We start from the raw sequence: 25,505 nt of genomic DNA on the forward strand, positions 1-25,505 counted from the left end.
GGACACCCCGCCCGTGGACGTTTTTTCGGTGTCGCGGCAGGTCTCCTGGCTCGCAGGTCGTCGTCGTTCCCTGGTCTTCCCAATGCGCGCCGGCGCATCAGTGACGTAAAAAACGGGAGCGACTCACTGCTTACAGTTGCGGGGGCAGCGCCGGAATTTCGCACTTGCGTGCGATTCACCGGCTTCCCTCTTAGCCACCAAATCTTGCGATCAAGCGGACCGTGACATCTACATGTGGTGATATTCGGGGGAATGTGTCAATGGGGCGTTAAGATCAATGCCCGCTGTTCTCAAAAAATTTTGTGCGGGCAGACGCCGGAGCGATAGCAGGACCTGATTCTTCCGCCGCACGAAAGAAATTTCCCGCAAATCCCCGGGTCACCCCTCCCCGGGTCACGACGTGGCATAGGGCGCAAAGCGCGAGCGCGTCTCATCGATGCGCAATGCGCGGCCGATCGGCGGAAAGGCGCGCTGCGCGCAATCCGGACGCTCGCAGACCTTGCAGCCCATCCCGATCGGCGTCGCGTTCGCAGTCTTCAGATTGATGCCTTCCGAATACACCACGCGCTCGGCGTGCCGTACGTCGCAGCCGAGCGCCACGGCAAACGTCTTGGTGGGCGCGCCGTATTTGCCGCGGGCGTGCGATACCGTGCGGGCGATCCAGAGATAGGTCCGCTCGTCCGGCATGCGCGCGAGCTGCGTCAGGATGCGCCCTGGGCTCGCAAAGGCTTCATAGACATTCCACAGCGGACAGGTGCCGCCGACCCGCGAGAAATGAAAATCGGTCGCCGATTGCCGCTTGGAAATATTTCCGGCGCGGTCCACACGAATGAAGAAGAACGGCACGCCGCGGGCGCCGTTACGTTGCAGTGTGCTCAGCCGGTGACAGACGGTCTCGAAGCCGACCGCGAACTGGTATCCCAATAATTCGATGTCGTAACGCCGCTGCTCGGCCGCCGCGAGAAAACGCCCATAGGGCATGATCAACGCGCCAGCGAAATAATTCGCAAGCCCGATCCGCGCCAGCCCGCGCGCCTCCTGGCTGGTAAAACCGGCACCATCGACCAGCGTGGTCAATTCGCGGTCGAACGCCAGCATCGCGATCTGGGTTCCGATCTGGAAGGCGCGCTGTCCCGGCCGCAGACCGGGCGCGAGATAGAGCGTGCTGGTTCGCGAATCGAATTTCCGTTCATTGCCCGAAGGCAGATCGTCGATCGTCTCGAAAACCAGTTTTACGCCGTGGCTGTCAGCCAGATAAGCGGCCAGTGCGGTATCCATCTGCCCGATCGGAAAGTCCATCGCCTGCGCGATGGCCTCGGCGGCTTCGTCGAGCTCGGCGATGTAGTTGTGCCGCAGATAGAAGAAATCGCGCACTTCCTCGAACGGTGTTGAAGGCAGCACCGGCACGTCTGACTGCCGGTCCTCGCCCAGCCGTGCCGCCAGCAGGCCGGCCTGCTCGATCGACTGGCGATATTTGCGATGGATCGTGACCAGCGCGCGCCCGACCGCCGGCATGTTCATCGCGAGTTCGCGAAGCTCGACCGCCGCGATGGTTTCGCCGAAGGCCGCGTCCGACAGCGCCTCGCGCAAATCCGCGATCAGCCGCGCCTCGTCGTCCTCGGAAAACACCTGCAGGTCGAGCCCGAACGCGCTGTTGAGCGCCAGCAGCACCTGCACGGTCAACGGCCGCTGATTGTTCTCGAGCTGGTTGAGATAGCTCAGCGAGATGCCGAGCCGCTGCGCCAGCGCCGCCTGGGTCAGGCGCTGTTCTTCCCGCAGGCGCTTCAGCCGCAGCCCCATGAACGCTTTCTTCATTCGGCCTCTATTTGATCTTGGACTTTGCAAACTTTGCAAGCGCGCGAAAAATCTTCGCAGAACTACACTTTTTCAGCCATTTCCAAGCACTCTCGTTTGTGGATATTGCGAACTTCTGACGGAAATTCAAGCCGTGCAACCGCACTCGTCCTTGGTTTGCCCGCAAGTCCCAGAGGAAGCCCGTTCCGTGAAGCACCACAAAGTCCGCACCTACAAATCCGCCGAACGTCTCGACCGCGCCGATCAACTGGCCTGGAAGATCGCTTCCGTCGCCGCCGACCCGGTCCGCATCGAGGACGAGGTGGCCGAGATGATCGGCAACCGCATCATCGACAATGCCGCGGTTGCCGCCGCGTCGATCGCCCGGCATCCGGTGGTCACCGCGCGGGCGCAGGCAGTGGCGCATCCAAAGCAAGCGGGCGCGACGATCTTCGGACTGCCGGCCAGCCAGCGTTATTCGCCGGAATGGGCGGCATGGGCCAACGGCGTCGCCGTGCGCGAACTCGATTTCCACGACACGTTTTTGGCGGCGGACTATTCGCACCCCGGCGACAACATCCCACCGGTGCTGGCGGTGGCGCAGCATTGCGGATCGTCGGGCGAGGATCTCGTGCGCGCGCTCGCAGCCGCTTATGAAATCCAGGTCGATCTGGTGAAAGGCATCTGTCTGCACGAGCACAAGATCGATCATATCGCCCATCTCGGCCCCTCGGCGGCGGCCGGCATCGGCGCCCTGCTCGGGCTCTCGACTGAGACGATCTATCAGGCGGTGCAGCAGGCGCTTCACGTCACCACCACCACGCGGCAATCGCGCAAGGGCGAGATTTCGAGTTGGAAGGCCTATGCGCCGGCGTTCGCGGGCAAGATGGCCATTGAAGCGGTCGACCGCGTCGTGCGCGGCGAAGGCGCGCCGTCGCCGGCCTATGAGGGCGAAGACGGCTTTATCGCGTGGCTGCTCGGCGGGCCCAGGGCGGAATACACCGTGCCGCTGCCGCAAAAAGGCGAACTCAAGCGCGCCATCCTCGATACCTACACCAAGGAACATTCGGCGGAATATCAGAGCCAGGCGCTGATCGACCTCGCCCGCCGGATGGGACCGAAGATTGGCAACCTCGCCGGAATCGAACGCATCGTCATCCATACCAGCCATCACACCCACTACGTGATCGGCACCGGCGCCAACGATCCGCAGAAGATGGACCCGAAGGCCAGCCGCGAGACCCTTGATCATTCCATCATGTACATCTTCGCCGTCGCGCTCGAAGACGGCGGCTGGCACCACGAGAAATCCTACGCGCCCGAACGTGCCGGCCGCCCGGAGACAATCGCGCTCTGGCGCAAGATCTCGACCGTCGAGGACCCCGAATGGACCCGGCGCTACCATAGCCATGACCCCAGGCAAAAAGCCTTTGGCGGCCGCGTCGTCGTCACGCTGAAGGGCGGCTCTGTTATCAGCGACGAGATCGCGGTCGCCGACGCCCATCCGCTCGGCGCCCGGCCCTTCAAGCGGCCGGATTACGTCCGGAAGTTCAGGACGCTGGCGGAAGGCGTGATTGCCGCAGCCGAACAGGACCGCTTCATCGCCGCCGTCGAACGGCTGCCGTCACTGCGGGCCGGTGAGTTGTCTGAGCTTAGCTTTGTGGTCGATTCCTCGCGGCTGGGAGCAGCTCCCCAGCGCGGCATTTTCGATTGGCAGCCTGATACGCGAGCTTCTGTGCGACGCGCGGCGGCATCATAAGGGAGGACGCGATGACTGACGTAAAACCTGCGCCCAAGAAATCCGTCGCGCTCTCCGGCGTCGTCGCCGGCAACACCGCGCTGTGCAGCGTCGGCCGCAGCGGCAACGATCTGCATTACCGCGGCTACGACATTCTCGATGTCGCCGGTGTCTGCGAATTCGAGGAGATCGCGCATCTATTGGTGCATGGCAGCCTGCCGACCCGCAGCGAGCTTGCCAACTACAAGGTCAAGCTGAAATCGCTGCGCGGCCTGCCGCGCGCGGTACTGAACACGCTGGAACAATTGCCGGCGGCGGCGCATCCGATGGACGTGATGCGCTCCGGTGTCTCCGCGCTCGGCTGCGTGCTGCCCGAAGGCCATGACCACAATCCGCCTGGCGCGCGCGACATCGCCGACCGCCTGATGGCTTCGCTCGGATCGATGCTGCTCTACTGGCACCATTACGCCCATCATGGCCGCCGCATCGAGGTCGAAACCGACGACACTTCGATCGGTGCGCATTTCCTGCATTTGCTGCACGGCAAGCCGCCGTCCGCCTCGCACGAGCGCGCAATGCATACGTCGCTCAACCTCTATGCCGAGCACGAATTCAACGCCTCGACCTTCACCGCGCGCTCGATCGCCGGCACCGGCGCCGACATCTATTCGGCGATAACAGGCGCCATCGGCGCGCTGCGCGGGCCGAAACATGGCGGCGCCAATGAGGTCGCGTTCGAGGTGCAGAAACGTTACGCCGATCCCGATGAGGCCGAGGCCGACATCCGCCGCCGGATCACGGCCAGGGAAGTCGTGATCGGCTTCGGTCATCCCGTCTATACGATCGCCGATCCCCGCAACAAGGTGATCAAGCAGGTCGCCCGTCAGCTCAGCGCCGAGGGCGGCAGCATGCGCATGTATGAGATCGCCGACCGCATCGAGGCTGTCATGTCGGAGACCAAGCGGATGTTCGCCAACCTCGACTGGTTCAGCGCGGTTTCCTATCATGCCATGGGCGTGCCGACGGCGATGTTCACGCCACTGTTCGTGATTTCGCGCACCTCGGGCTGGGCGGCGCACGTGATCGAGCAACGGATCGACAGCAAGATCATCCGCCCTGCAGCCAATTATGTCGGCCCTGACAACCGCGCCTTCGTTCCGCTGGAGGCGCGCGACCTGCCGCCTTCGTCCGTGCGCGCCGCATAAGGAGACATGAATGCCCTATCTCGTTGCATCTGATCTTCCGCATCAGACAGCAGGCCGCCGTTTTCGCGCGCTGCTCCAGCGCCCCGGCATCCTAAGGCTGCCGGGCACCCATAACGGCATGTCGGCGCTGCAGGCCAGGGCCGCAGGCTTTGAGGCCCTCTATCTGTCGGGCGCCGCGATGACGGCGTCGATGGGCTTGCCCGACCTTGGCATCATCACCGTCGATGAGGTCGCGTTCTTCATCCGCCAAGTCGCCCGCGCAGCCGGCCTGCCGTTGCTGGTCGACGGCGATACCGGTTATGGCGAAGCACTCAACGTCATGCATATGGTGCGCGTGTTCGAGGAGGCCGGCGCCGGTGCGGTCCATATCGAGGATCAATTGCTGCCCAAGAAATGCGGCCATCTCAACGACAAGAAGCTGGCCGACGCCCATGACATGGCCGCCAAGGTCGCCGCCGCCGCGAAGGCGCGCCGCGATCTCGTCGTGATCGCGCGCACAGACGCGGCTTCCAGCGAAGGCCTGGACGGCGCGGTCGCCCGCGCGAAGCTGTATATGGAGGCGGGTGCGGATGCGATCTTCCCCGAAGCGCTCAACACCGCCGAGATGTTCCGCGCCTTTGCCAGGCGCATGCCCGGTGTGCCGCTGCTCGCGAACATGACCGAGTTCGGCAAGACACCATTTTTTACCGCGTCCGAATTCGAGCAGATGGGTTACGCGATGGTGATCTGGCCGGTGTCCTCGCTGCGCGTCGCCAACAAGGTGCAGCAACAACTCTATGCCGCGATCGCGCGCGACGGCGGAACGCACAACATGATCGAGCGGATGCAGACCCGCGCGGAACTTTACGACACCATCAAACTGCACGATTACGAGGCGCTCGATCGCTCCATCGTCCAGACCATCCTCCCCGAGGGGATGCCGCAGCGCGAAATGATCCGTTGACTAGGATGCACACTTGTCGATAAACCGGAGCCGTCGTGGTTCTTCGGGATGGTTTTCCCGAAGCTAAGAGGGAAGCCGGTGTGAAGCCGGAGCTGCCCCCGCAACTGTAAGCGGCGAGCCGCTGTCCAACAAAGTCACTGAGACCCGCAAAGGTTTTGGGAAGACCGGACAGCAGCAATGACCCGCGAGCCAGGAGACCTGCCTCGACAACATACACGTCCTCGGGCGGGGTGTCCCGGTGGTGCGGTTGCGATTCCGCGAACGCCCCGTGCCGACCGGAATCCAGACGTGTCACTTCGGCCTTTGCCCCCAACTTTTGGGGTTAAGCCATGTCTGTTTCCAATGCGACTGCTTCTACAAATTCTATCTCCACACTTCCCGTCGCTTCGCTCGGCACGCCGCGCATCGGTCCGCGCCGCGAGTTGAAATTCGCGCTGGAGAGTTTCTGGTCGGGTACGACCGACGAGAAAGCCCTGATCGAGACCGGCATCGGGCTTCGCGCGGCCAATTGGGCGCGCCAGAAGAAGCTTGGCGTCAGCATCATCCCGTCCAACGACTTCTCGTTCTACGACCAGATGCTCGACACCTGCGTGATGGTCGGCGCCATTCCGAAAAGTTACGGCTGGAACGGCGGACCTGTGCCGCTAGCCACCTACTTCGCGATGGCGCGCGGCGCCCAAGGCGCGGCGCATGATGCGGAGTGCGGCCACGCCCACCACGACGCGGCCCACGGCGTACCGGCGCTGGAAATGACAAAATGGTTCGACACCAATTACCACCACATGGTGCCTGAACTGGAGAAGGATCAGGTATTCACGTCAGCCTCGCGCAAGCCGATCGAGGAATATCTGGAAGCCAAGGCGCTCGGCTATCTGACCCGCTCGGTGCTGGTCGGCCCCGTGACCTTCCTGAAGCTCGCCAAATGCAAGGATGCAGGGTTCAACACGCTGTCGCTGCTCGACCGGTTGCTGCCGGTCTACATCGAAACCTTGCGCGAACTCGTCAAGGCCGGCGCGGAATGGGTGCAGATCGACGAGCCGTGTCTCGTGCTCGATCTCGACATCATCGCGCAGCAGGCGCTGCATTATGCCTATGCGGAAATCGCCAAGGCGGTGCCTGAACTCAAGATCATGCTGGCCACGTACTTTGGCGGGCTCGGTGCCAACCGCGACACCACGATGGCCTTGCCTGTCGCCGGCCTGCATCTCGATCTCGTGCGCGCGCCCGAGCAACTCGACGATCTCGCCGGTCTTCCAAAGGACCGCGTGCTGTCACTCGGCATCATCGATGGCCGCAATATCTGGCGCGCCGATCTGAGCCGGCTGCTCGACCGGCTGGAACCTGTAGTCACCAGGCTCGGCGGCGACCGCGTGCAGCTCGCGCCATCCTGCTCGCTGATGCACGTCCCGATCGACCTTGCGCTGGAAACCAACCTCGATCCCGATGTGAAGAGCTGGCTGGCGTTTTCGGTGCAGAAGATCGAGGAACTGGCGGCGCTCGGAACGGCATTGGCGCGCGGCCGCGTCCACGCCGACTCCATCCTGAAGGCCTCCGATGAAGCCGCAGCGGCGCGCAAGGCTTCGCCGCGGATCCACAATGCCAAAGTCGCGGCGCGTGCCGTCGGCGTCGATAGCGCGATGCGCCGCCGCCTCAGCGCGTTTACCGACCGCGCCGGCGGGCAGCACAGCCGCTTCAACCTGCCCGCCTTCCCGACCACGACCATCGGCTCGTTCCCGCAGACCGCGGATGTCCGAAACGCCCGCGCTGCGCACGCCAAGGGTTCGCTGACTGACGACGCCTATAAACTGTATCTACAAGAACAGACCGCCCTTGCGGTGCGCTGGCAGGAGAATATCGGGCTTGATGTGCTTGTTCATGGCGAGTTCGAGCGCAACGACATGGTGCAGTATTTCGGCGAACAGCTCGAAGGTTTCGCCTTCACCGGGCATGGCTGGGTGCAGTCCTACGGCTCGCGCTACGTCCGCCCGCCGGTGCTGTTCGGCGACGTGTCGCGCCCGAAACCGATGACGGTCGAATGGTGGCAATATGCGCAGTCGCTGACCAAGCGGCCGATGAAGGCGATGCTGACGGGGCCGGTGACCATTCTGAACTGGTCGTTCGTCCGCGACGACATTCCGCGCAGCGAAGCCTGCCGCCAGATCGCACTGGCGATCCGCGACGAGGTCGCCGACCTCGAAGCCGCCGGTGCCGGGATGATCCAGATCGACGAAGCGGCACTGCGGGAGGGCCTGCCGCTGCGCCGATCGGAGTGGAAGACCTATCTCGACTGGGCCGTGGACGCCTTCCGCATCTGCTCGTCGGGCGTGCGCGACGACACCCAGATCCACACCCACATGTGCTACTCGGAGTTCAACGACATCATCGATGCGATCGGCGCGATGGATGCCGACGTGATCTCGATCGAGACCTCACGCTCGAAGATGGAACTGCTCGACGCTTTCAGGAACTACCGCTATCCGAACGAAATCGGCCCCGGCGTCTACGACATCCATTCGCCGCGGGTGCCTGAAACCGCTGAGATGACCGACCTGCTCAAGCTGGCACGGCTGCGGCTCTCCGACGCCCAGCTCTGGATCAATCCGGATTGCGGATTGAAAACCCGGAAATGGGAAGAGGTGCGGCCCGCTCTGGTCAACATGGTCGCCGCCGCCCGCGAATTGCGGGCGCTCGCTTAAAACGCCCCGCCCCGTCTCTCATCCCGGCATCATTGAAAGGATACGCCATGCGCTTCTGGATCGAATGCACGAGGTGCGAGACGGGGCAGGCCACCCACATCAATATCGCGCTGGTCGGCAGCATGTGGCGCGACGGCGAGCGCACCGTGCTCGCCTTCGTCGGTGGCGACGGCCAGCGCATCGAGGTCACCGAGACGCCGGAACAGATCATGGCGCTGCATCTCGGACCGCTGGCAAAGGTGTAACGACGCGATGACGGTGAGGCCGGATAACGCCTGGTCGGAAGCTGCCGTCGATCTTCGCAGGGTCGGGGCGCATCCGGATCACTGGTATCCGCTCGCCTGGTCGCACGAGGTGAAGCCGGGCCAGACTTTCGCGGCGCGGTTTGCGGGCGAACCGATCGTGCTGGTGCGCCCGAGGGAGGGCGCGATCTTCGCGCTTGAAGACCGCTGCGCGCACCGCCAGGTGCCGCTGTCGAAGGGAACGGTCGATGGCTGCACCCTGCGCTGCGTCTATCACGGCTGGCGCTACGACGCGTCGGGCGACTGCGTCGACGTCCCCTATCTCGGCAAGGGCAAGCGGCCGAACGGCGTCCGCCGCTATCCCTGCTTCGAACGCGACGGGTTGATCTTCGTATGGCCCGGCACAGGGCCTGCCGCCGCCCCCTTGGTGCAAATCGGCGCAAGCGCTGACGCCGCCTACAAGACCCGGCGGTTCGGCAAGCTCGTCGCCTGCCACTACACTTTCATGCATGAGAACTTGATGGACATGAACCATCAGTTCCTGCATCGGCGCACCACCGGCAAGGTCGTGCCGCGCTATCTCGGCAGCCGCGCCGGCGAGCGCTGGATGGAAGTCGATTACAGCTTTGCCCGGCCCGGTGAGAAGCCGCCCCTTGGCGAGGCCGTCATCGTCGGCGGCCTGCGCGGCCGTGCCGGCACGGCGCGCGACCTGATGACGGTGCGCACCGAGTATCCCTACCAGACCCTGCAGATGTGGACGAAGGGCGACGCACCGGTTCTCAGCGTATGGCTCGGCTACACGCCCATCGATGCCGCGCAGCGCCGTAACCGGACCTTTGTCGTGCTGTCGGTGCGCAAGCCCAGAATCCCCGGCATCCTCGATCTCGGCTGGCCGGTGCTGGCCTGGTTCACCAACCGGGTCTTTTCGGAGGATTGCGAGATCGTCGAGATGGAACAGGCCGCCCACGACGCGCAAGGCGCCGACTGGAACAGGGAAGTGTTTCCACCGATCCACGCGCTGCGGAAACTGCTGCGGGAGTGCGGGGAGCCTGGAAGTAGCCCGGATGGAGCGAAGCGAAATCCGGGACGCACGTGACATCGCGGCATGCCCCGGATTTCGCTTCGCTCCATCGGGCTACAGCCTGCGCCGCTCAACTTCCCCGGCGCAGGGCCGGGACGCCACCATAAAAAAACGCGGCGTCACCGCCGCGTTTTCTATTCCAGGTGCAAACCCAGTTAGGCCTGCGGTTGCGGCTCCAGGCCGGGATCCGGATCGGGGCGCGGGCGCGACTTGCCGGCGGGCGGCACAGCGGACGCGCGCGGCGTGGTCGGCTCAAGCACTGACTCGCGGTTCGGCTTCTTGCCGTTGAGCAGGTCGATGATCTCATCGCCGGAAAGCGTCTCGAACTCGAGCAGGCCCTTGGCAAGCGCTTCAAGGTCGGCGCGCTTTTCGGTGAGAATGCGCGTCGCTTCGTTGTAGCCGTCTTCGACAAAACGCCGGATCTCGGTATCGATCTTCTGAACCGTGGCTTCCGACGCGTTCTGGGTGCGCGACACCGACATGCCGAGGAAGACCTCGTCCTGGTTCTCGCCGTAGGACACGGTGCCGAGCGCCTCGGACAGGCCCCAGCGCGTCACCATCATGCGGGCCAGGCGCGTGGCCTGCTCGATGTCGGACGACGCACCCGAGGTGACCTTCTCGCGGCCGAAGATCAGCTCTTCGGCAACCCGGCCGCCCATCATGATCGCGAGCCGCGACGTCATCTGCTCGAGCGACATCGACAGCTTGTCGCGCTCGGGCAGCTGCATCACCATGCCGAGCGCACGGCCGCGCGGAATGATCGTGGCCTTGTGGATCGGATCGGTGGCGACGACGTTGAGGCCGACGATGGCGTGACCGCCCTCGTGATAGGCCGTCAGCAGTTTCTCTTCCTCGGTCATGACGAGCGACTTGCGCTCGGCGCCCATCATCACCTTGTCCTTGGCTTCCTCGAACTCGGCCTGGGTCACCATGCGTTTGTTGCGGCGGGCGGCGGTCAGGGCGGCTTCGTTGACGAGGTTCATCAGGTCGGCGCCGGAGAAGCCCGGCGTACCGCGCGCGATGGTCTTGAGGTTGATATCCGGCGCCAGCGGCACCTTGCGGACGTGGACCTTGAGGATCTGCTCGCGGCCGACGACATCCGGGTTCGGCACCACGACCTGGCGGTCAAAACGGCCCGGGCGCAGCAGCGCGGGATCGAGCACGTCGGGACGGTTGGTCGCCGCGATCAGGATCACGCCTTCATTGGCCTCGAAGCCGTCCATCTCGACCAGCAACTGGTTGAGGGTCTGTTCGCGCTCGTCATTACCGCCGCCGAGACCGGCGCCACGATGGCGGCCGACCGCGTCGATTTCGTCGATGAAGATGATGCAGGGCGCGTTCTTCTTGGCCTGTTCGAACATGTCGCGGACACGGCTGGCGCCGACGCCGACGAACATTTCAACGAAGTCGGAGCCCGAGATCGTGAAGAACGGCACGTTGGCTTCGCCCGCGACCGCACGCGCGATCAGCGTCTTGCCGGTGCCGGGAGGGCCGACCAGCAGCACGCCGCGCGGAATCCGTCCGCCCAGGCGCTGGAACTTGCCGGGGTCGCGCAGGAATTCGACGATCTCCTGCAAATCCTGCTTGGCTTCGTCGACGCCCGCGACGTCCTCGAAGGTGACGCGGCCATGCGCCTCGGTCAGCATCTTGGCGCGCGACTTGCCGAAGCCCATCGCCTTGCCGGCGCCGCCCTGCATCTGGCGCGACAGGAATATCCACACGCCGATCAGCGCGATGAAGGGCAGCCAGGAGACCAGCAGCGACACGAACCACGGCACGTTGTCGCCGGGCGGCTTCGCGCTGACGTTCACCTTGGCATCGACCAGGCGCTTGACCAGCGACGGATCGTTCGGCGAGTAGGTCTGGAAGCTGGATCCGTTGGTGAAGGTGCCGTGGATTTCCGGCCCCTGGATCACGACGTCGCGGACGGTGTTCTTTTCGACCTCGCTTACGAACTGCGAGAACGTGATGTCCTGCGAGGACGCGCGCTGACCCGGATTCTGGAAAAGCGTGAAGAGTGCCAACAGCAACAAAACAATGATTACCCAGAGGGCGAAATTGCGCAGATTGGCGTTCATCGATCTTCCTTCGTGGCCGCGCGGATCGCGGCCTTATGTCCTTGGCAGTAAACCTTGGGTCGTCCTAGAGCAGTCAGGCGAGAATCCCCGGAGCACTGCTTACAATCTAGGTGGCGCCCGGGTCGATGCCAAGGGAACCACGCAGGACTATTTAGCGCATCTTAACGGGATTCCCGGTCAAATAATGGCGTAAAATTCAGCGTTTTTCGGGGGTGGTTAAGACTCCACACCAGTTTATGACGGGATATCAAGGTTTAGGCTTGCCTCTCATGCCGGCCTGCGACGACGCGGAGGAGCCGGCTCGACGTGAATCCGGCCTCCAATGAAGCTGATTGCGGCGCCCGCGAGGGTCTGCTTCAACCTCGGCTGGCCTTCCGATACCGCCCGATCCAGCGCCGTCAGCAGGACCTCGACCTTGCCGAGTTCCGCAGGCCCCTCATGACCGACGCGGTCGATGGCCCGCATCAGCAGCCGAAGCCGGATTTCCTCAGGCAGACCCGCAAAGGCTGACGCATCGAAGCCAAAACGCGCGGCGTCATGGCGATCCCTCAGCGCCAGATAGCGCTCGGCGCCATCGACCAGCACTTCCAGCGCAGCATTGGCCCGCGCCAGCCGCGACGCCAGCCGCGCCAGGATTCTGGCATCGCCGCCCTCTTCCGCCAGCGCCGGCATCAGCGCACGTAACCGAGGCCGCGTGTAATTGACGTCGCGGTTGGTCGGATCATCGGCGAAGGCGATCCTGGCCTTGTTCAATGTCGCGATCAGTTGCGATTTCGGGACATCCAGCAACGGCCGCGCCAGCCACACGCCGTCGCGCTCCGATTGCCGCGCCATCGCCGCCAGACCGGCGATGCCGCTGCCACGCAGCATCCGCATCAACAATGTCTCGGCCTGGTCATCGCGGGTATGCGCGGTGAGGATATGGGTCGCGCCACTAGCGCGCGCTGCCTGCGCCAGCAGGCGATAGCGCGCGGTGCGCGCCGCGGCCGGCACACCCGTGTTCGGCTTGGCGCCATGCCAGCGCAGCGTGCGATGGGGCAGATCAAGATGCCTGGCGAGCTTTTTGGCGTCACGCGCCTCGCGCGCGGCTTCATGCCGCAAGCCGTGATCGACGGTCACCGCGATCAATCGCGGCCCGCGCTTCAAGGCACGGCGCCAGCGCGCGGCGAGCCACATCAGGGCGATGGAATCAGGTCCGCCGGAAACGGCAAGCACGATCGCGGGCGCAGCTTTCCAGTCGGCGAACAGAAGTTTCGCCTGGCTCGCCGTGATCGCGGAATGGTCGTCCTCTGCCATGGGCCGACCATAGCGTTTTCAAGCGAGGGCTGTCCCGCACTTGATGCAGATTCAGGCCGAACGAGCGAATGCTCAGCACTTCACCCGCTTCTGCTCACGGTCCACGGCGGCCTTCACGCCGGCCGAGGCGCGCGGATATTTCCGCGTCACTTCGCCGAGCGCGGCGCAGGCCGCTTCCTTTTCCTTCAGCGCCGCCAGCGACTGGCCGAGCCGCAGCAGGGAATCCGGCGCCTTTGCGGACTTGTCGAACTTGGTGGTCACGCCGAGAAAGGCTTCCGCAGCGTCGCGATATTGCTGGCGCTGGAAGTAGCTTTCGCCAAGCCAATATTGCGAATCCGCGATCAGAGGATCGCTCGGATATTTCTGCGCGAAATTTTTCATGGTCTCTTCGGCGAGCGCGTAATCCTTGCGCTGCATGTAGCCGATGCCGAGATCGAACTCGTCCTTGGGCGTGGCCGAAGGCGGCAGCGTCGTCAGCGCGGCGCTGGCGCCGGGCGCACGAACGGGCGGCGGCGCGCCGCCGGGATCGCGCGGGCTGGTCGCGCCGAGGTCGAGCGGCTCGCCCCGTCCGCGGCCGCCGGGAGCCCCGACCGGCGCGTCGTTGGCAACCGGCAACTGACCGCCGCCGAGCGCGCGCGGCGCGCCGGGAGCGTTCGGATTCTGGTTGGGATCGAAGGCGTCGCCGCGGCGGCGGCCGGTCGCCGGCGCTGCTGCCTGTTCCTGCATGATCGGCGGCGGTGCCGCGATCTGCGGCTGCTCATAGGTCGGCTGCGCCTGCGGATAGCCCTGCTGCGCCTGGGGTTGCCGGGCGGGCGGATAGGCCTGGACCGGGGGCGGCACCGCGGCCACGCTGGGCTGGGCCGCCGGAGGCTGACCGGCAGGCGCTACCGCCGCACCGCCACCGAGCTGCCGCAGGCGCTCCTCGAGCTGGCGGTTACGATATTGCAGTTCCTCGTTCTGCCCGGTGAGCTGCCGCAGCTGGTTCTCGAGCCGCTGGATCCGCATATCCGCGTCGGCGTCGTCGGATTGCGCCTGGACCGGCGGGGAGCTTTGCGGAGAAGAGGACCACGGGAACGATATCTGTGCGAAGGAGGCCTGCGAAGACAGTGAGAGCATCGCGGCAATCGCCACGGCGCTGATCGAATTGAGAAACCTGAATGACATTTTGCCCTGACGACGAAAATTCGGCGTGACATCGAAAGCCGAACACATTGAGAGAGGGAGTACGCCAGAATTGTGACTGGCGTTTCCGAATCCGGAAGCCGGATTTCGGTATGGTTTAGTATCAGCTTCAAAACAAGCAAGCGGCTTGGTCGGCGGGCCGTTCATCAGCGGAAGGGGTCAGGCCTTTGCACGCACCCGTGAACGGGGTGCGGCCTATTCTTCGACGTCGAAGGCGCGAAACTGGCGCTCGACGGAGCGGACGCTGGCCGTCATTCGCGGCTTCATCATGCGCCCAAAATAGAACCGGCGCCCAAGGGCGCCGGCTGTGAAATTCGGAAGTCGCAGTCGCTCAGGCGCCGGCGTTCAGCACCGTGACCGCGCGGCGGTTCTGCGACCAGCAGGAGATGTCGTTACACACCGCAACCGGGCGTTCCTTACCGTAGGAGATCGTGCGCATGCGGTTCGGATCGACGCCGCGCGAGGCGAGATAGCTCCGTACCGACTGGGCGCGCCGTGCACCGAGCGCGATGTTGTATTCGCGGGTGCCGCGCTCGTCCGCATGGCCTTCGATGGTGAAGGAATAGCGGTTGTAGGTCTGCAGCCACTGCGCCTGCTTTTCCAGGGTCGCGATTGCCTGCGGGCTGAGCTCGGTCTGGTCGCTCTCGAAGAACACGCGGTCGCCGACATTGACCACGAAGTCCTGCTGGCTGCCCGGGGTCGCCGCACTCGCCATCGCCCCCTCGGCGCCGACGTTCTTGTTGGCGCAAGCGCCCATCGACAGGGCCACCGCGAGTATCGCGGCCAGTTTTAATCCCTGGAGGATGCGCATCTGATGTTTCATTCCGGAGCCTCCACGCTCACGTTTTCCGACTGTTATCCGGTCTACAGGGCGATGGTTAAGCGAACGTTCCGTCAACCTTGATGGAACCTTGCCAGACCCGATCAAATGCCGACAAACCGTGAAAAGCGCCCACGATGGTTAATGGTTTGTAAATGTGGCGCGACGGTGAAGGCAAGTGGCGCTGAGGCCGGAATCATCGCTTGGGCGCTCGGCACCAGGCGGTTTGTGCGCGGATTGGGCGGCCCCCTGCCGGCGAACAGGCAAATTCGGGGCGATTCCGGCCCGGCAGCTTCAGGAACTGGGAACGATCGAGGCTCGCTCGAAGGTCGATATTTCGGTTTCCTGGAAGGAGTGGGGCGCGCGCTGGAACAGCATCCGCCGCTCGAATGCACTTGAGCGCATGATCGGAAACCGGGTCATGACGTGTTCCCGCACGGCGCGGAAATCGGACGCCATCAATGCCACCTTTGCCAATGCGTTCGGAAACTGGCGCGGGTCGGCGATGGTCTCGTTAAGAAAGACCCGGCGATAAAACGACTGGTGCGCCGGGCGAACGAGCGCGAGCCCGGTATCGGCGTTGAAATACTCGCATGCCAGATAGGCCAGCCGCACTGTCAGATAAGGAAGCTCCGGGAAACGCTGGGCTTTATCCGGATCTGCAACGAAACGGGCCGGATCGATGAAAACTTCGCCGCGATCGAGGCGCGGGTGAAGAACATCGCCGAACAAATCGGTCGTGCAGGACATCCGCTGTTCGGAGGTCAGGACGTGGAGACGGATAGAGCTATAAAGCTCTCCGTCAACATAGATCCCGAACGTCCAGGCATTGGGCGCATCGTCGTAGCGATCACTGTAGCGCTCGGTCCCTGACGGCGGAATTAAATTGCCGTGCGTGTAGGCCCGGTAGCGCATCAAATAGAGCTGGTCCTTCGCCTCAGGCGTTTCGATGGGTCGGTAATCGACGCGGTCAAACAGCGCTCCTCCCCGAACAGCGAACGAAGCGCGCGGTTCGGCTCCGGATTTCATCTCGTACTCCATCACTTCCAACAACCTCAGCGAGTACGAAAAACTTAACAGCTCCTTAACAAAATTGCAAAGCTATCGACACGTTAGGGTTAACCTTTGTAGCCGTCGCACCCGTAAAATTACGGAACAATTACGGGAAGTTGTGTCACGCGATCGAGCGCGACGGAACCACGACCAGCGGCTCGTCCGGCGAACGGCGGCCGTGGGAAGCATTCAGCAACTGGCGAACCCGAACCGCCGGGACCGGCCGGCTGAACAGATAGCCTTGCGCCTCGGTCACCGTGCCATCGGTGCTGATCAATTCGAGTTGTTCGTTGGTCTCGATGCCCTCGACCACGACCGACATGCCGAGATCGGCCGAGAGCCGCGCCACGCCGCGCAGCAATGTCAGCGGACGATCGGTATCGATGCCTTCGAGGAAGGAACGGTCGATCTTCACTTTTTGCAGTGGGAAGTTGTGCAAATAGCTCAGGCTCGAATAGCCGGTGCCGAAATCGTCCAGCGAGATCCGCACGCCGAGCGAATGCAGTTGCGACAGCACATCATGCGTCAGCTGCGTGTTGCGCAACAACGAGGATTCGGTGATCTCGATTTCGAGCCGGTGCGCCGGCAGGCCGGAGACCTCGAGCGCGTAGCGAACTTCGCTCAGCACGTCGCGCTGGTGGAATTGCTGCGGCGAGAAGTTGACGGCGACGCTGACGGCCTCGGGCCACTTCATGCACTCCATGCAGGCCTTGCGCAGAATCCAGCGGCCGAGATCGACGATCAGGCCCATATCCTCGGCGACCGGAATGATATCGATCGGCGACACGGTGCCGCGGACCGGATGATTCCAGCGCAGCAGCGCCTCGCAGGTCGCGATCTTGCCGGACTTGATATTGACCAGCGGCTGATAGAACAGCTCGAACTCCTCGTTCGCCAGCGCCTTGCGCAGGTCGAGTTCAAGGATGCGGCGCGCTTCGACGGTTTGGGCCATCTCGTCGCGGAAGAAGCAGAAGGTGCCGCGGCCGTCGGCCTTGGCGCGGTACAGCGCCATGTCGGCATTCTTCAGCAGCGTATCCGCGCTGACGCCGGCAGAGGTCATGGCGATGCCGACGCTGGCGCCGATCTCGACCAGATGATTGTCGATCTTGTAGCGCTCGCTCAGGCGGTCGACGATGCGCCGGGCGAGGCCTGCCGCGTCCTCGTGGGAGTGGATGTCCTGCTGGAACACCACGAATTCGTCGCCGCCAAACCGCGCCACGAAGTCCTCGGGACGCAACATCTCGCGCAGCCGGCCGGCAACCGCGCACAACAACTGGTCGCCGCAGGGATGACCCAGCGTGTCATTGACCTGCTTGAATTGATCGAGGTCGACGAACAGCAGCGCCGACAGCCTGTCGGCGCCTTGCTGAATGGCCAGCAGGCGCCCGATTTCGTCGCGGAAATTGACCCGGTTGGGAAGCTCGGTGAGTTCGTCGTAACGCGCGAGATGGCTGATCTTGGCTTCCGCGTCGCGCCGCTCGGTGATGTCTTCGAGCAAGACCACCGCGCCTCCGCCCGCCATCGGCTGGAACGTCCATGACAGGGACCGGTTGCGCGTGAAGTCGGGATCGGTCGTGATCATGTCCCGCGCCTGCGAGCTCTCGATTTCCGACAGGATCATGCTGCCGCTCGCGTTCGAAATCGAACCAGAGGCGACGCAGGCTGCAATAATATCGGACGCACTGGCGCCACCCTGCACCAAAGCGTCAGGCAGGTTCATCATCTCGCTGAAGCGGTGGTTCATGACCGCAAGGCGACCGTCAGCGCCGAACATGCACAGCCCGTGCGGCATGTTGTTCAACGCGGTGTCGAACTGGCCGGCCAGCGCCGCCTCGCGCTCGCGCGCCATCAGCGCCTGCATGAATATTCTGTGCAGATTGGCCGAAATTTGTATGACCGCCACGAGAAATGCGGCGCACAGGACCGACATGGCCATGTAATAGGGCGTGCCCCGCAATGCCAGCGCGATGACCGTTGAACCGAAGCAAAGGTAAGCCTGCAGCTGGAATATCCATTGCCGTCCATAGGCCCTGCCCGCACCGCCCGCCACGAAGCCGGTGGTGGTGGACAGACAAATCATATGGGCCACGGCGTCGTCAGAGACCAACAGCGTGGTGCAGCACCAGATGCCGACCGCGGCGGCCTGGATGATCGCCCCGATCTGATGCCGGCCCTTCCAGCGCGCAGCTTCATCGGCGGTCAGCGTCGCTTTGCGTGTATCGTAGCGCCGCAAGTCGAACGCCCGGAGGGCGGCGGCGAAGATCAGAAGCGCGACACACGCCCAGATCAGCGGTTCTCCCGTCTTCAGCGCGGTCACGGCCGCCGCAACGGCGCCGAAGAAAAGACCCGTGAGCAGCGGAGCGCGAGTTTCGAACAGCGAATCGATCAGCGCCGCGCGAAGATACGGCGACATCTTCTGATCGGACTCTCCGTTCTGGTTTGCGAGCTGCATGTCGGGTGTACGCCGTCCTGTTCGGGTGCGTAGTCTTACCCTTTGCAGATGAAGTCTTTCTGAGGGAATATCGTTACCAAGACGTTGCTTTCGGTTTCAGGCTGTAGAAATCCGCCTGATAAATCAGCACGCTAGGCAATGTTTGCCGATTAACGCCCTAACCCATGGAGCGCTCAGGACAACAGCGGAGACCATGCCGGATCGGAGGCGAAGCCGGGGGTCGGAACCCGCAACTCGTTGCGCCCGGAGATATCGACGGTGAACAATGAAGGGCCGCTGTTGCCGCCGGGCTCGCGGAAGAACATCAGAACCCGGCCGTTCGGCGCAAAAGTCGGGCCTTCGTTATGGAAGCCGGAGGTGAGAATGCGCTCGCCCGATCCATCCGGCTTCATGATGCCGATCGCGAATTGACCACCGCCCTGCTTGGTGAAGGCGATGTAGTCGCCGCGCGGCGACCACACCGGCGTCGAATAGCTGCCCTCCTGGAACGAAATGCGTTGTGCCCCGCCGCCGGTTGCCGGCATCACATAGATCTGCGGCTTGCCGCCGCGATCGGACTCAAAGCAGATGCGGGCTCCGTCCGGCGAATAGGACGGCGAGGTGTCGATCGCCGGCGTGTCGGTCAGCCGCGTCGTCGATTTCGAGCGCAGGTCCATCACGAACAGGTTCGAATTGCCGCCCTGCTGCAGGCTCATGATGACGCGCTGGCCGTCCGGCGAGAACCGCGGCGAGAACGACATGCCCGGGAAATTACCGACGATCTCGCGCTGCCCGGTCTCGATGTTGAACAGATAGACGCGCGGATCGCCCTGCCCGAACTCCATATAGGTGATTTCCTGAGTCGACGGCGAGAACCGCGGCGTCAGCACCAGGTCGGCGCCGCGCGTCAGATATTTCACATTGGCGCCGTCCTGATCCATCAAGGCCAGCCGTTTGACGCGGCGTTCCTTGGAGCCGCTTTCGTCGACGAACACCACGCGGCTGTCGAAGTAGCCTTTTTCGCCGGTCAGGCGCTCGTAGATCTGGTCGGAGATGATGTGGGCGATCCGCCGCCAGTATTCCGGCGAGGTGAAATATTGCTGGCCGGTGAGCTGCTGGCCGGTGTTGACGTCCCAGAGCCGGAATTCGGCCTTGAGACGGCCGTCGCCCTGCCGCGTCATGCGGCCGGTCACCAGCGCCTGCGCGTTGATGCTCTTCCAGCTCTGGAAGTTCGGCGCGGCATCGATGTTGATTACTTTCTCGATATAGGCCGCCTGATCGATCGGCGCGAACAGACCGCTGCGCTTGAGGTTGTTGGTGATGACCTGCGTGACGCCGACGCCGACCTCGGCGTCTGCCGGCGTGCCGGCGGCGAAATTCGGGATCGCGATGGGGAGCGGCGTGAATTCGCCTTCGGGCACGATGATGCGTTTCGGCGCCTGGCCGAAGGCACGCTGGCCGCCCATCAGCAGGCCCGCTGACGCCATTCCCGTAATGATCTGCCGGCGGCTCGGGCGAAACAGCATGTTCGGCAATCCATCTTTGTCAGTCATCGCTTCGACTTTGCTCATATCCGTGATTGCCGGGAGGTGACCACCAAATTACAAAAGCTTCAGGTCTTCTGTTCGGTGAACACCGGCGCAAAATATTTCCATTCCTCGAAAAACGCCGCAGGCAGCTTGTACGGCTGGCATTCGATGATCGCGCGCAACGCGCTCTCCTGATAGACGCGCAGATACGGCGTTCCCGGCGTTCCTTCCGGAACCGGCATTCCCTCGAGCGTACCGTCGCGCTTCAGGCGGATCGCAAACGCCGCTTCCGGCTTCTGCGACTCGATGCCGCCATAAGGTTTCTTCCAGCAACGCTCGACCTGCTGCTTGAACATCGATCCCCAGGTCGCGGAGTTGTCTGCGGCGGTGCCCTTGGCGGTGCCCAGGGCGGCATTCGAATTCAAGGTGTCGCCGGTCGCGGCCCTTCGCGACGGGTCCCGCTTGTCGAGCAGCGCCGCGATACTGACCAACGGATCTTCCGACTTGGGCTTCGCGTCCGCTTTGGCCTTCGCCTCGGCTTCGGCCTTGGCTTTTGCCTCGGCCTTTGCCTTCGCTTCCGCCTTGGCTTTTGCCCTCGCCTCGGCCTTGGCCTTTGCTTCCGCCTCTGCGTTCGCCTTCATCATCTCTTCAGCGATCGGATCGACCTTCGGCGGATCGGGCTTCTTCTCCGGCTTCGGCTCTTCCTTCGCCTTCTCGGCAACCTTCGGCGGGTCCGGCTTTTTCTCGACCGGCTTCTCTTCCGCCTTCGGCGGCGCCATTTCGGTGACCACGGGCGCCTTCTCGGTCACCTTGCCGACCGCGTCTTCGAGCGGCTTGGCCTCGGCAACCTTGTCCACCAGCGGCTTCGGGTTTTCCTTCTTGCCGGTCTTGGTCCCGGCCATGACCTTGGCGAGCTGGTCGGGCGAAATGACATCGACGGCGACCGATTCCTCCGGCGTCATTTCGTAAGCCTTGGTCGAGAACGACACCAGTCCGTACCCCAGCACGAGGACGTGCAGGGCGACCGACGCAGCCAGTGTCTTGTCGATCTTGAGCTTCACTTAAGTCTTTCCGCTCCGCTCACGTAATTTTTTCCGCTCCGCTCGCGCACTTCAGCTTCCACCCCGCGCGAAAACGCTGCCGCTCACGAGCCCTGCTCGGGAACGATCACGATGTTCGCCTTGAACCCCGCGGTCCGAATATAACCCAACAATTTCATCATATCCGTGTAACAGACGTCTTTATCGCCGCGCAGGTAGACCACGCTCTCGGCCTCCGACCGGGTTTCCCTTATAGCCTTGATTTTGGGCAACAAGTCGGCGGCCGGGATCAATGTATCCCCCAGATATAATTCGACATTCGAGTTGCAGGCGCCGCCGGTGCGCTTGACCGACAGCGTCAATGGCGGGGCGTTCGACGCCAGCGACTTGCCGCCGCTTGCGATCGGCAAATCGATATCGATGGTCGAGGTCATCAAGGGGGCGGCCACCATGAAGATGATCAGCAGCACCAGCATGACGTCCACCATCGGCGTGACGTTGATCTCCGCCATCACGGCGGCGCGTCGCCGGCCGCGGCGTCCACCGCCACCTGCCGAACCTGCCATGTTCATCGCCATGATCGGATGCCCACAATGCTCACGATTGACCGCTCCTCACGCCGTTTATCCGGGGCATGATCTGGTCCGAAAACCGGTTTCCACTTTTCGGGATCATGCCCGCTCGTCGATCTGGCGCGACAGGATCGCTGAAAATTCGTCGGCGAACCCCTCCAGCCGTTGGGCCTGCCGGTTCACCTCGGAAATGAACTTATTGTAGAAAATAGTCGCCGGAATGGCAGCGATAAGGCCGATCGCGGTGGCAAACAGCGCCTCCGCGATACCAGGCGCCACCACCGCCAGCGAGGTGTTCTTCGAGGCCGCGATCGACTGGAAGCTCGACATGATGCCCCAGACGGTTCCGAACAGGCCGACGAACGGCCCGGCCGAACCGACGGTGGCCAGCACCAGGAGCCGCCGTTCCAGCCGCTCGACTTCCCGGGCGATTGAGACGTTCATCACCTTCTCGATCCGCATCTGCAGGCCGGCAAAGGACCGGGTCTGGCTCTCGAACGAACGTTTCCATTCGCGCATCGCCGCGACAAAGCACGCTGCCATGGATTGCGTCGGCTTGGCGGAGAGCGAGCGGTAAAGCTCCTCGATCGATTGCCCGGACCAGAACGCTTGTTCGAAACGGTCCATCGCGCGCTTGGTCCGCGCATAGAGAAAGATCTTGTCGATGGCGATCGCCCAGACCCAGACCGAACAGGCGAGCAGCCCCATCATCACTGATTTGACGACCCAGTGCGCCTGCAGGAACAGCGAAATCAGCGACACGTCTGACGCGGCCAGCGACAGCGATTGCGTTTCGACCTGTTGGGCGCTGGCGGACGAAGCCGTTGCCAGAAGGCAGGCTAGCGTCACGAACTGCAGGAATCTCCGGATCACCAGATCATATCCTCTCAATGCTCTCGTTTGGGCATGATCCTCATCGGAAAACCGGTTTCCACTTTTCCGGATCATGCTCTGTCTCTTGTTTGGCGCATGATCTTTTCGGAAAACCGTTACCCACTTTTCCGGATCATGCTCCTTCCCAAATTCCTCCGGGAGCGACTGGCTGCCCGTTCCACAGCCGCGCATCGGGCGCGGCGAAAAATGCGCCAGCGCGAGAGCCTCATTGGTGTCGCATGGGGGGCCCGTCCAAAGCCGGGTCCTGCTTCCCCTGCCAACGTGTCAAAACGAGGGCTATCCGCGCGTCTTTACGTCCCTAACCAGACGCTAATCTTGGTTAATGCGAGGTTACCAAAGGAGATTTTGACGGCCGGAAATCAAGGCAGGCCGGGCGGTTACGGGGGGCTGGAACCGGAGTTCCCGAGGGCGTCCCGGCCTAACCGCCATCCCCGGACGTTTGGATTCACTGGGGTGGGCGCGCCCTCTCCACGTCATTGCGAGCGCAGCGAAGCAATCCATACCTAAACACCGGGATAGAATGGATTGCTTCGCTTCGCTCGCAATGACCGTTGATACAGTTTCGCGATCTCGCGACGCATTGCGCCCGAGCTTTGCCAGAAAACCTTGCCCCCGAAATGAGAGGGCGCAGGGAAGACCGGGTGCGCGCTGCACCCGCGGTCCCGTGTGCGGTTTGCACTAAAAAGGCTGCACACGAGCATACAGGGCAGCGGAGAACACCCGGCCTTCCCTGCGCAATGGCTTTACGGCTTATGCCGTGATCTCCCCGGAGACGAGTTCTTGGTTGACTCCGTCGCTGCCGGTTCAGCTCGCGCTTCTCCGGCAACTTGACGCCGGCAACGGGCGCCAGGACCACACGGTTTTGCCGTACGCTTAGTCCACGCCATCGTCTCAGCGTAAACCAGCGTCCACCGCAACCCGCCCAACGTCCGTGACGACGGCCGACGCCCTTCTGAGTAGGACGGGATGGCCAAAGATATGCACCCGATTTTACTTCTGGTAAACAGAAATATTTTTGATTCTTGGGCTTGACATGATTTCCGTAAATCGGAACTGATTTGCCCGTCGGGTTGATTTGTCGCAGTCTCTGCACGAGATCGTGCTTGCGCGAGGCGCGACGCAGTTCCCAGCGCGTACCTGCGCCACACTTTGCTCAGGCGGAAATCTTCGACTGCGGGCAGTTTGTCAATCGCACCGGCATGCCGACGGCGGTACATCCGGCCGGCACGTCTTGCTCGATGAGCGCGCCGGCGCCGATCTTGGCGAAGTCGCCGATGCTGACGTCACCCAAAATCGTGGCGCCGGTGCTGAGCAGCACGCCGCGGCCGATCCGGGGCGCGCGGCCCGGCATTGCCTGTTTGCGGCCGATGGTGACATTTTGCAGGATCGTCACCTCGTCGCCGATGACAGCGAAGGCGCCGACGATGATGCCGGTCGCGTGATCGAGAAACACCGAGGTGCCGATCGAGGCGGAGGGGTGAATGCTGACTTGCAGGGAATCCGACGACAGGCTTTGCAGCAACAAGGCGAGGTCGGTTCGCTGGTGACGCCAGAGCCAGTTGGACACGCGCCAGGCCTGCAGCGCGACGTAGCCTTTGAAGTTGAGCAGCGGCGGCAGCAGCCCTTTGGTCGCAGGATCGTGAACGGCAATGCTTTGCAGATCGAGGCTTGCCGCGTCGATCAAATCAGGCGCGGCGTGAAAGGCCTCGCCGGCAATGCGGGCGAACAATTCGCGGTCAGCCGCGCGCTTGCCGAGCCGTTCGCCGATCTGATGGGCGAGCGCGCGACCGAAATCGGCATGATCGAGGATCGCCGATGACAGCGAGGCGCCGAACAGCGGATCGTTGGCGAGGACGCTTTCGGCCTCGCGGCGAACGGATCGCCAAAGCTGGTCGACGGGTGCAATTGCGCTCTGGATCATCGCCATCACCTCGGGTGCGCCGGCCCGAGATATAGGTCGTCCGGGGGACTTCGCCAGCGCAAGCAGCCCACCAACAGCAACCCGTCCACGAAACGTCAGGACTGTTCAAAGGCAGCCCATGCCGACTCGGCCGCCTGGCTCTGCCGCGCGACGGGGCGGAAAAGACGAATTTCGATAGGGATCTGCAAATCCGCAGCGCCCGCTTCAACCAGCCGTCCGGCAGAAATGTCCTCTTCGGCCAAGGTCCGCGGCAGCCATGCCACGCCGTCTCCAGCGCGCGCCATCGAAAGCAGGGTCGCGGCCAGATGGGACGTAAAGATCGTTTCGAGCGCAAAGGCTCGATCTTTCGTTCCCCATTGGGCGGCCACGATGCGTCCCAATCCCGACTGCGCACTATAGGCGAGGTATTTGACCGGCTTGCCGCCGCGAAGCCGCCAGTGCGGAGCGCCATTTTGGCCGGGCGCGCTGAGCGGAACGAGCGTATCGGATCCGACCAGGATGCTCCTGAACTGGCGGGACTCCAGCCGGCTGCTCATTTGCGGGTGGTGGTGGCAAAGCAGAAACTGCGCATCGCCGCGCAGCATCATCTGCTCGCACGCCTGCATGCTGTCGGAAATCAGGTTGAGATTCCCAAGCGCCAGCACCCTTTCATTGCCGCGAACCCACTTTGGAAAAAACGTGAAGGAGAGCGCGTGCGTCGCCGCGATCGACAGGAGCCTTGCACCGCGGCCGGAAACTTCCAGCGTATCGCGGCGCAATTGATGCACCGCGCGGGTCAGCATCTCCGCCTGATTGTGGAAATGTTCGCCCGCCGGGGTCAGCGCGACGCCATGCGTCGTGCGGGTGAACAAGTCAGCGCCGACCCAGCTTTCGAGCGCGCGAATCCTGCGGCTGAAGGCCGGCTGGGTGACGTGGCGCGCCTCGGCCGCCCTCGAGAAGTTCAGGGTTTCGGCGAGCGCCAGATAGTCCTCGAACCAGATCAGCTCCATT

The 25,505-nt window shown here is 63.3% G+C and carries 18 protein-coding genes, 2 pseudogenes and 2 riboswitches; of the genes and pseudogenes, 7 read left to right on the forward strand and 13 right to left on the reverse strand.

From position 1 onward, the window contains the following. Positions 1-17: 17 nt before the first annotated feature. Positions 18-239, reverse strand: a riboswitch (cobalamin riboswitch). A 154-nt stretch (positions 240-393) separates the two neighbouring features. Beyond that, entirely contained in the window at positions 394-1,815 is a 1,422-nt protein-coding gene (locus tag JQ575_RS09110; protein WP_212032885.1) for a short-chain fatty acyl-CoA regulator family protein, read from the reverse strand. A 187-nt stretch (positions 1,816-2,002) separates the two neighbouring features. Between JQ575_RS09110 and JQ575_RS09115 the strand changes: the two genes are divergently transcribed. From JQ575_RS09115 to JQ575_RS09140, 6 genes are all read left to right on the forward strand, one after another. Beyond that, a complete protein-coding gene (locus JQ575_RS09115) occupies positions 2,003-3,553 on the forward strand; it encodes an MmgE/PrpD family protein (protein WP_212032886.1) in 1,551 nt (516 codons plus the stop codon). A gap of 11 nt (positions 3,554-3,564) precedes the next feature. Next, positions 3,565-4,737, forward strand: a complete 1,173-nt coding sequence (gene prpC / locus JQ575_RS09120) for a 2-methylcitrate synthase (RefSeq protein WP_212032887.1) — start codon at positions 3,565-3,567, stop codon at positions 4,735-4,737. 10 nt (positions 4,738-4,747) lie between these two features. Next, a complete protein-coding gene (gene prpB / locus JQ575_RS09125; RefSeq protein ID WP_212032888.1) occupies positions 4,748-5,680 on the forward strand; it encodes a methylisocitrate lyase in 933 nt (310 codons plus the stop codon). Positions 5,681-5,699: 19 nt separating this feature from the next. After that, a riboswitch (cobalamin riboswitch) is annotated at positions 5,700-5,901 on the forward strand. Between the two features lie 108 nt (positions 5,902-6,009). After that, the gene (metE, locus tag JQ575_RS09130; RefSeq protein WP_212032889.1) at positions 6,010-8,376 is read left to right on the forward strand and encodes a 5-methyltetrahydropteroyltriglutamate--homocysteine S-methyltransferase; all 2,367 of its coding nucleotides are present in this window, start codon (positions 6,010-6,012) and stop codon (positions 8,374-8,376) included. Between the two features lie 47 nt (positions 8,377-8,423). After that, the gene (locus tag JQ575_RS09135; RefSeq protein WP_212032890.1) at positions 8,424-8,621 is read left to right on the forward strand and encodes a hypothetical protein; all 198 of its coding nucleotides are present in this window, start codon (positions 8,424-8,426) and stop codon (positions 8,619-8,621) included. 7 nt (positions 8,622-8,628) lie between these two features. Then, entirely contained in the window at positions 8,629-9,714 is a 1,086-nt protein-coding gene (locus JQ575_RS09140) for an aromatic ring-hydroxylating dioxygenase subunit alpha (RefSeq protein ID WP_212032891.1), read from the forward strand. A 140-nt stretch (positions 9,715-9,854) separates the two neighbouring features. Here JQ575_RS09140 and ftsH read toward each other — a convergent pair whose 3' ends face one another. The 10 genes from ftsH to tolQ form a co-directional block, all read right to left on the reverse strand. Next, positions 9,855-11,777, reverse strand: coding sequence for an ATP-dependent zinc metalloprotease FtsH (gene ftsH / locus JQ575_RS09145; protein ID WP_192736823.1), 1,923 nt, complete (start codon positions 11,775-11,777; stop codon positions 9,855-9,857). Positions 11,778-12,044: 267 nt separating this feature from the next. Further along, positions 12,045-13,073, reverse strand: coding sequence for a tRNA lysidine(34) synthetase TilS (gene tilS, locus JQ575_RS09150; RefSeq protein WP_212032892.1), 1,029 nt, complete (start codon positions 13,071-13,073; stop codon positions 12,045-12,047). A 72-nt stretch (positions 13,074-13,145) separates the two neighbouring features. Continuing rightward, positions 13,146-14,237: a tol-pal system protein YbgF gene (gene ybgF, locus JQ575_RS09155; protein WP_212032893.1), complete on the reverse strand. Its 1,092-nt coding sequence runs from the start codon at positions 14,235-14,237 to the stop codon at positions 13,146-13,148. A gap of 349 nt (positions 14,238-14,586) precedes the next feature. Continuing rightward, entirely contained in the window at positions 14,587-15,078 is a 492-nt protein-coding gene (gene pal / locus JQ575_RS09160; RefSeq protein ID WP_212032894.1) for a peptidoglycan-associated lipoprotein Pal, read from the reverse strand. A 291-nt stretch (positions 15,079-15,369) separates the two neighbouring features. Then, complete coding sequence (locus JQ575_RS09165) at positions 15,370-16,104, reverse strand: N-acyl amino acid synthase FeeM domain-containing protein (RefSeq protein WP_212033050.1); 735 nt, start codon at positions 16,102-16,104, stop codon at positions 15,370-15,372. 145 nt (positions 16,105-16,249) lie between these two features. Next, entirely contained in the window at positions 16,250-18,580 is a 2,331-nt protein-coding gene (locus tag JQ575_RS09170) for a bifunctional diguanylate cyclase/phosphodiesterase (RefSeq protein WP_212032895.1), read from the reverse strand. Between the two features lie 173 nt (positions 18,581-18,753). Next, positions 18,754-20,085, reverse strand: coding sequence for a Tol-Pal system beta propeller repeat protein TolB (tolB, locus tag JQ575_RS09175; protein WP_192736951.1), 1,332 nt, complete (start codon positions 20,083-20,085; stop codon positions 18,754-18,756). A gap of 86 nt (positions 20,086-20,171) precedes the next feature. Then, positions 20,172-21,149 (reverse strand): cell envelope integrity protein TolA, encoded by a 978-nt coding sequence (gene tolA, locus JQ575_RS09180; RefSeq protein WP_212032896.1) that lies wholly within the window; start codon positions 21,147-21,149, stop codon positions 20,172-20,174. 83 nt (positions 21,150-21,232) lie between these two features. Then, positions 21,233-21,706, reverse strand: a complete 474-nt coding sequence (locus JQ575_RS09185; protein ID WP_212032897.1) for a biopolymer transporter ExbD — start codon at positions 21,704-21,706, stop codon at positions 21,233-21,235. 93 nt (positions 21,707-21,799) lie between these two features. Beyond that, positions 21,800-22,483 (reverse strand): protein TolQ, encoded by a 684-nt coding sequence (gene tolQ, locus JQ575_RS09190; RefSeq protein WP_192736952.1) that lies wholly within the window; start codon positions 22,481-22,483, stop codon positions 21,800-21,802. A gap of 1,210 nt (positions 22,484-23,693) precedes the next feature. Between tolQ and JQ575_RS46400 the strand changes: the two are divergent. Further along, positions 23,694-23,924 (forward strand): annotated as a pseudogene (locus tag JQ575_RS46400) (hypothetical protein); the annotation flags it as partial. On the opposite strand, the pseudogene JQ575_RS09195 reads toward JQ575_RS46400, so the two are convergent. Continuing rightward, a pseudogene (locus tag JQ575_RS09195) lies at positions 23,841-24,521 on the reverse strand (serine acetyltransferase); the annotation flags it as partial. The pseudogenes JQ575_RS46400 and JQ575_RS09195 sit on opposite strands and share 84 nt — an antisense overlap. Positions 24,522-24,610: 89 nt before the next feature. Beyond that, complete coding sequence (locus tag JQ575_RS09200; RefSeq protein WP_212032899.1) at positions 24,611-25,504, reverse strand: LysR family transcriptional regulator; 894 nt, start codon at positions 25,502-25,504, stop codon at positions 24,611-24,613. Between the last annotated feature and the right edge of the window lies 1 nt (position 25,505).

This window comes from Bradyrhizobium sp. JYMT SZCCT0428, from assembly GCF_018131075.1.
In the GTDB taxonomy this organism is placed as follows: domain Bacteria; phylum Pseudomonadota; class Alphaproteobacteria; order Rhizobiales; family Xanthobacteraceae; genus Bradyrhizobium.

What these genes read in the sequence shown, in the direction of transcription:
- pal (WP_212032894.1), bottom strand. Translation starts at nt 15,078, where the DNA reads ATGAAACATCAGATGCGCATCCTCCAGGGATTAAAACTGGCCGCGATA.
- JQ575_RS09140 (WP_212032891.1), top strand. Translation starts at nt 8,629, where the DNA reads ATGACGGTGAGGCCGGATAACGCCTGGTCGGAAGCTGCCGTCGATCTT.
- tilS (WP_212032892.1), bottom strand. Translation starts at nt 13,073, where the DNA reads ATGGCAGAGGACGACCATTCCGCGATCACGGCGAGCCAGGCGAAACTT.
- ftsH (WP_192736823.1), bottom strand. Translation starts at nt 11,777, where the DNA reads ATGAACGCCAATCTGCGCAATTTCGCCCTCTGGGTAATCATTGTTTTG.
- metE (WP_212032889.1), top strand. Translation starts at nt 6,010, where the DNA reads ATGTCTGTTTCCAATGCGACTGCTTCTACAAATTCTATCTCCACACTT.
- tolB (WP_192736951.1), bottom strand. Translation starts at nt 20,085, where the DNA reads ATGCTGTTTCGCCCGAGCCGCCGGCAGATCATTACGGGAATGGCGTCA.
- ybgF (WP_212032893.1), bottom strand. Translation starts at nt 14,237, where the DNA reads ATGTCATTCAGGTTTCTCAATTCGATCAGCGCCGTGGCGATTGCCGCG.
- prpB (WP_212032888.1), top strand. Translation starts at nt 4,748, where the DNA reads ATGCCCTATCTCGTTGCATCTGATCTTCCGCATCAGACAGCAGGCCGC.
- prpC (WP_212032887.1), top strand. Translation starts at nt 3,565, where the DNA reads ATGACTGACGTAAAACCTGCGCCCAAGAAATCCGTCGCGCTCTCCGGC.
- JQ575_RS09200 (WP_212032899.1), bottom strand. Translation starts at nt 25,504, where the DNA reads ATGGAGCTGATCTGGTTCGAGGACTATCTGGCGCTCGCCGAAACCCTG.
- JQ575_RS09110 (WP_212032885.1), bottom strand. Translation starts at nt 1,815, where the DNA reads ATGAAGAAAGCGTTCATGGGGCTGCGGCTGAAGCGCCTGCGGGAAGAA.
- JQ575_RS09135 (WP_212032890.1), top strand. Translation starts at nt 8,424, where the DNA reads ATGCGCTTCTGGATCGAATGCACGAGGTGCGAGACGGGGCAGGCCACC.
- JQ575_RS09185 (WP_212032897.1), bottom strand. Translation starts at nt 21,706, where the DNA reads ATGGCGATGAACATGGCAGGTTCGGCAGGTGGCGGTGGACGCCGCGGC.
- JQ575_RS09170 (WP_212032895.1), bottom strand. Translation starts at nt 18,580, where the DNA reads ATGCAGCTCGCAAACCAGAACGGAGAGTCCGATCAGAAGATGTCGCCG.
- JQ575_RS09165 (WP_212033050.1), bottom strand. Translation starts at nt 16,104, where the DNA reads ATGAAATCCGGAGCCGAACCGCGCGCTTCGTTCGCTGTTCGGGGAGGA.